General features: G+C 69.0%; 4 protein-coding genes. 3 read left to right on the top strand and 1 reads right to left on the bottom strand.

What is annotated here, in order from left to right:
- The coding region (locus VFE28_06855; GenBank protein HZM15705.1) for a transglycosylase domain-containing protein at positions 1–809 on the bottom strand (809 nt) is incomplete at its 3' end.
- A 518-nt stretch (positions 810–1,327) separates the two neighbouring features.
- On the opposite strand from VFE28_06855, the gene thiL reads away from it, so the two are divergent.
- From thiL to VFE28_06870, 3 genes are all read left to right on the top strand, one after another.
- Entirely contained in the window at positions 1,328–2,431 is a 1,104-nt protein-coding gene (gene thiL, locus VFE28_06860) for a thiamine-phosphate kinase (protein HZM15706.1), read from the top strand.
- 53 nt (positions 2,432–2,484) lie between these two features.
- A complete protein-coding gene (locus VFE28_06865) occupies positions 2,485–4,371 on the top strand; it encodes a long-chain fatty acid--CoA ligase (GenBank protein HZM15707.1) in 1,887 nt (628 codons plus the stop codon).
- Positions 4,372–4,515: 144 nt separating this feature from the next.
- Positions 4,516–5,817, top strand: a complete 1,302-nt coding sequence (locus VFE28_06870) for an ankyrin repeat domain-containing protein (GenBank protein ID HZM15708.1) — start codon at positions 4,516–4,518, stop codon at positions 5,815–5,817.
- Positions 5,818–6,368 lie beyond the last annotated feature (551 nt).

A 6,368-nucleotide genomic window follows, 5' to 3' on the forward strand; every position in this document is an offset into this window, starting at 1 on the left:
TTCACGTAATCGAGCACGATCTGCCGGCGGGCCTGCCGCGTGTCCTCGCCGGTACGGTAGGCGGCGTAGGAAGCGCCCAACATCTGGTGCAACTTGTCGTTCACACCCGAGGTGCGCCCGCCCGGCGAATGGCGGAACTTCTGCACCTGCGTCGCCAGCGTGCTGCCGCCCGAGGTGTTGCCCGTGTCGAAGATGCTGTCCAGCACGTAGCGCCAGCCGGAGAGCAACAGACGATCCCACTCGAGTGCGGGGTTCAAGCGCGGGCGTGAATCGTCGAGCAAGTTGCGGTCTTCCACGAACAGGAGCGACCGGACCACGAGGGGCGGGATGTCGACAAAGTCGCGGAAGGTGGTCAGCGTGCGCCGGCCGTCGAAGAGCGTCCGCGAACGGCTGTCGAGAATCTGCAGGCCCGCGTCGTTCTTCTCCACGAAGGGCGGGGCGATCCCTTGCGCCACCAGCTGCTGCAGCTCTAGCGACGGCTGCGCTTGGCGCGTCACCCGGAAGCCGCTCGACTCGAGCCGACCCTGCAGGTCGTGGAGCCGGGCGTAGCCATGCCGGAGGTCGTACGGCCCCCGTGGCCCGCTCAGGGCTACCGCGCTCGGGCCTTTGTCCACCTGCCAAGTGAGGTGCTCGGCGCGGCGGGAGAAGAACCTCGCCTGCAGCCGGGAGGTGCGGAGTTCCCAGCCGATCGCCACCATCAGCACGACTGCTAGGGTGATCAGGCCGGCCAGGAGCGCCCGCCGCGGACGGGAGAGGTTGGCTCGGGTCTCCTGCCAGACGTGGGGCAGAGGCCGCCAAGAGCGCAGCACTGGCCATCCCGAGGCCGGGACCAACTTCCCCGGAAGCACACCCGTTCCCAGACGCAGCAGCAGGCTGTGGGCCAGCGTCACGTGGGACGGCGAAGGATCCGCGCGGCGAGACTCGCCTGCGCAAGTCTCATGCGGTGGAGGATTCATAGTTTCGAGCCCGGCCAGAATCCCAGGCGGTCCAGGCGAGGGGGACTGGAATGGCCAGGCCTGCCGGTGGGCTCCGGGGGCGTGCGAAGCAGTGTGACCGGGCTCGTCCAGAGCCTACCATAAGGCGGGCTCGGCTCGTGGGGTGGCGGCTGGGCCGCCTCGCCCGGTCGGCTGGTGCGCTGCGCGGGTTTCGCGCTCCGCCTGGAATCACCCCCTGGCGGGTGCGGTGGGTGGAAGCCCGGCAGCACCGTCACGGCGCTCCACCGAATTTTGACCATACCACACGCGAGGTCGACATGCCGCGGCGCCTGACACGAAAGCGACCACGCCCAAGCCGGGAGCCGCTCCTGACAGGCGTCGGAGAAAGCGGATTGCTCCACCGCCTCGCCACCCTGCTGCCCGGAAAGCCGCGCTGGGTGCTGGCGGGAGCCGGAGCCGACGACGCCGCCGTCGTCGATGTCGGCGCCGGCGAGCTCTGGTTGTTGAGCTGCGATGTCCAGTGCGAGGGCACGCACTTCGAGCGTCGCTGGCTGGATGCGTACGCGCTCGGGCGCCGTGCCGCGGCGGTGAACTTGAGTGACATCGCGGCGATGGGAGGAGCGGCGCGCCTGGCGCTCGTGTCGCTCCTCCTGCCACCGCGCTTGCCCGCATCCTTCTTCGACGGCGTGATGCGCGGCCTCGCCGATCGCTTCCGCGCTGCAGGCACCACCATCGTCGGCGGCAACATCGCCCGCTCGGAATGCCTCGCTGTCGACGTGACCGTCGCCGGTCGCGTCCGTCGCGAGGACTTGCTGCGCCGCTCCGGCGCGCGCCCGGGAGACCTTGTCGCCGTGACCGGTTCGCCGGGTGACAGCGCCGCCGGCCTCGCGCTCCTCCAGCGCGGCGCCGGACGCCGAGGCGCGTTGGTGCAGCGCTTCCTCGCCCCGGAACCGCGCTTGCAAGCGGGTGCCGCCCTCGCGGCTCTCGGCGCCACCGCGGCGATCGACGTGAGCGACGGCATCAGCACCGATGTCTTGCACCTGTGTGACGCGAGCGGCGTCGATGTGGAGATGCACTGGGAAGCGCTGCCGGTGTCGGCAGCGCTCGCTCGTGCCGGAAGAAACTTGCGCACCGACCCGCGCCACTGGGTTCTGCATGGCGGCGAGTCCTACGAGCTCCTGTGCACGCTGCCTGCGGCGCGGTTCGAGTCGGTGCGGCGCGGCCGCCTGGCCCTGCCCGGCTTCCCGCTCCACGCGATCGGCACCATCCTGCCGCCTGGCTCGGGGCGCTGGCTGGTTCGTGCCGGCGAGCGCCTGCCGCTCGTTCCGGCGAGTTTCGAGCACTTCGCGGCGGCGAAGGCGGTCCCGTCGCGGCGGCCAGCACGTGACTGGAGAGCCGATGTGGCACCCGCCGATTCCCGGCGCCCCCGGCGCCCACAACGCCGCCAGCGCGCCCATCCGCGCCGGCGCCCACGCCCGCGCCCGCGCCGGTCCTGACACGGGTGTCAGGGCGTGGTACAGCGTATGCTGATGGTGCAGGCGGAGGGCGCATGCGCGAACCCAGAACAATCTGCGAGCTCTTCCAGGACTCCCTCGCCAGCCGGCCGCGGGAGCGCGCCTTCCTCGCGAAATCCGGCGGGCGCTACCGAGCCCTCGGCTCCAGGGAATTCGCCGACCGAGTCCAGGCGGTGGCGGCGGCCCTGCGCAAGGTCGGCGTGCAGCCGGGCGACCGGGTCGCCATCGTCTCCCCCAACCGCATCGAATGGGCGATCGCCGATTACGCCATCCTCCACTGCGGCGCGGTGACGGTGCCAGTGTATCCGACGCTGCCGGCGACGGCGGTGCAACACATCCTCGGAGATTCGGACGCGCTGTTGGCTTTCGTTTCCGACGCCGAGCAGCTGGCGAAGCTCGGTGGCCGCGGGCAACTCCCCCGCTTGCACCACGCCGTGGTCTTCGACGATCTGCCTGCCGGGGCCAACGCACCGGCGGGTGCGTCGGACACCGCGCCACGCTCAGCGAGCGGCTGGCGCGACTTCGAAACTCGCGGCGCCTCGCTGCACGATCCCAAGAGCTTCGAGCGTGTCTGGCGGGCTGTGACCCCAGATGCCTTGGCGACGATCATCTACACCTCGGGTACCACCGGCCTCCCCAAGGGGGCGATGCTCACCCACGCCAATCTCGTCTCCAACGTGTTGAGCGTGCTCCGCCGCCTCACCCTCAGCCCTAGCGACAGCTGCCTCTCCTTCTTGCCGCTGTCGCACATCTTCGAGCGCATGGGCGGCCATTTCACCATGTGGTACGCAGGGGTCACCATCGCCTACGCCGAAAGCGTCGAGACGGTGCCGCAGAATCTCCTCGAAGTGCGACCGACGATCCTGGTCAGCGTGCCGCGCCTGTACGAGAAGATGTACTCCCGTGTGCAGACCACCGCGGCTGCCGGTTCGGCTCTACGGCGCCAGCTCTTCACCTGGGCCGTGGAGGTGGGCCGCCGCCGCGTGCGGGCCCAGCAGGAGGGAAGGCGCGTCCTCCCCTGGCTGGCGTTGCAGAACGCCGTGGCGGACAAGCTCGTCTTCTCCAAGCTGCGCCAGCGCGTGGGTGGGCGTTTGCGCTTCATGATTTCCGGCGGCGCACCGCTCTCGCCGCCCATCGCCGAGTTCTTCCATGCCGCCGGGCTCCTCATCCTGGAAGGCTACGGCCTCACCGAAACCTCGCCGGTCATCACGGTGAACCCGCTGGAGCGTCCGCGCCTCGGCACCGTGGGCCCGCCGCTGGACGGCGTCGAGGTGCGCATCGCCGAGGATGGCGAGATCCTGGCGCGGGGACCCAACGTCATGCGTGGCTACTGGGGGATGCCCAAGGAGAGCGCGCAGGCCCTGACGGACGGTTGGTTCCACACCGGCGACGTGGGCCGGATCGATGCCGAAGGCTACCTGTGCGTCACCGATCGCAAGAAGGATCTGCTGATCACTTCCGGTGGCAAGAACGTGGCGCCGCAACCCATCGAAGCGCGGTTGAAGGCCCTCCGCTTCATCGCCGAAGCCATTCTCGTCGGAGACGGACGCAAGTACATCAGCGCCTTGTTGGTGCCACAATTCGCGGCGCTGCGAGAACACGCCGCGAGTTTGGCTCTCACGGGCAGCGACGCCGAGCTCCTGCGGACGCCGCAGATCCTGCAGCTCTACGAGAGCCTCGTCGCGCAGGTGAACACCAGCCTGGCACCTTTCGAACGCATCAAGCGCTTTTGTCTCCTGGATCAGGAGCTGCAGATCGAGAGCGGCGAGGTGACGCCAACCATGAAGGTCAAGCGCGACGTCGTGGTGCGGAAGTACGCGAGCTCCGTCGAGAACATGTACCAGCAGCCCGCGCCTCCCGGCGTCGGCTGTCCCCCTGGAGAAGTTTTCGAGCCCGAGACGGCTCCCGTCCCAAGCCATTGAGATGCTGCCTGCATGTGTCGCCGCTCGTTAACCTTCAGGCGGAGGACTCCCTCGCTATCGAGCTGCTGCTCTCGCCCAGCCAAGGAGCGGCCGCCTGCCCTGCCTTCCCGCGCCCGCCGCTCTCTCGTTCTCGTGGTCGGCTTCGTGGCCACTCTGACAGCTTGCGAGCGCTGGGAGCAGACCCGCGACGCTGTGCGCGAGCTGCACGCGCTGCAACGGCGCGCTGGCGAGAGGCAGGCCGACGCGCAGTTCGTCCGCGCTGACCCGATCTTCGACGCTGCCCTCGCCGCCGACACGACCCTGGTGCGGACACTCCTCGCTGACGATCCCCGTCGGGTCACCTATCGCGATCCCGTCGGCATGACCGCGCTGCACCGCGCCGCCTGGGGCGGCAGTCCGGTGGTGGTCGAAATGCTGCTCGACGCCGGAGCTCCGGTGGACGCCAAGGACGGTGGGGGGGTCACGCCTCTCGGCATCGCAGTTCGCTGGGGCAATGCCGAGGTGTTCCATCTTTTGCTGACCCACAGCGCCCGCATGGACATGCACGACGATCACGGTCGAACGCTTCTGCATCTGGCAGCGATGTACGACCATGTCGAGATCGTCGAAGAGCTCCTCGAGGCTGGATTCGACCCGAACGTGGCTGCCGCCGGCGGCGACACGCCTCTCCACAGCGCCACCTTCATGCGCGCCCCGCGCGCAGCGCGGACGCTCCTCGACCACGGCGGCAACCCGAATGCGGTGGGCTACCTGAAGTTCACACCCTTGCACGTGGCGGTTTGTCCCGGCGGTCGCACCGAAACGGATACGAGCCTCGTGCGCATGCTCCTCGAATCCGGTGCCGAGCCCAATGCCCGGGACGACGATGGCAGCACCCCCATGGTGTTCGCCGCGATGGCGGGAGACACCGTCTCCATGGCCCTGATGCTGGCGCACGGTGCCGATCCCGGCGCCCAGAGTACGGATGGGCGCTCCGCTCTGGCCCGGGCCGTGGACGCCAAGCACCCCGAGGCCACCCGCATGCTGCTCGCCCTCGGCGTGCCGCCGAACGAACGCACCTCGCTGGGACGAACCGTGCTCCATGAAGTGGCGTCCACTCACCAGGTCGCGATTGCACGAATGCTGCTGCAGAAGGGCGCCGACCCTGATGCAGCGGACCGCACCCGGCGGAGGCCGCTGCACATCGCCGCGTACGAGGGAGACGTAGAGATGGCCAGGTTGCTCCTCGAGTTCCACGCCACCGTGGACGCTCGGGACGAGTCGGGTTACACCCCGCTGCACGTGGCGTCGGCGCAAACGCAGGCAGGAGTCGTGGCGGCGCTTCTCGAGGCCGGCGCCGATCCCCGCACGCGGACTCGTGGGGGCGAGACGCCGATGCAGCTCGCCTGGGGGACCGACGCAGGCCCGGTCGATTCGCTGCTGGCCCACTACGGCGCCCGCCGCTAGCCCCGCCCACGCTCGTCCCGCCCGCACACGCTTCCGGCCTACCTCTCCTGCCGCCCGAGCAGTCCCGCCTGGTTGCATGCCCCTTACGCCAGTCGACTGTCAACGACGGCGACACTCTTTGTCACCAACGTTGACACTCCTCGGTTTTGCTTCGATGCGCTGACCACCGAGACCGCGAGCCGCTGATTTTCCCGCCGGCACGAATCTTCCTATTCTTTATAGAAAGGTTGGCTCTGTGTGACTGTGGCCGATCCCAGGAGCTTCGGTGCACCCAACGAGTGCAGCAATCCGAAATGGTGCCCCGCACGAGTGCACGAACCAGCCGGCCCCGGCGCCACGAGTCCGTCTCCACCGTTCTCCAACCGGCGGTTCGACGATCGAGCGTGCCAGACTTCTCGATGTTTTCCGTTCCGCGGGAAGCGGGCCGGACCGCTCACTTTTCTCCAACCGGCGGTTCGACGATCGGGCGTGCCAGAGTTCTCGAGGTTTTCCGCTCGAGGGGGAAGCGGGCCGGACCGCTCACTCTTCTCCAACCGGCGGTTCGACGATCG

This window comes from Candidatus Krumholzibacteriia bacterium (assembly GCA_035649275.1).
Lineage (GTDB): Bacteria > Krumholzibacteriota > Krumholzibacteriia.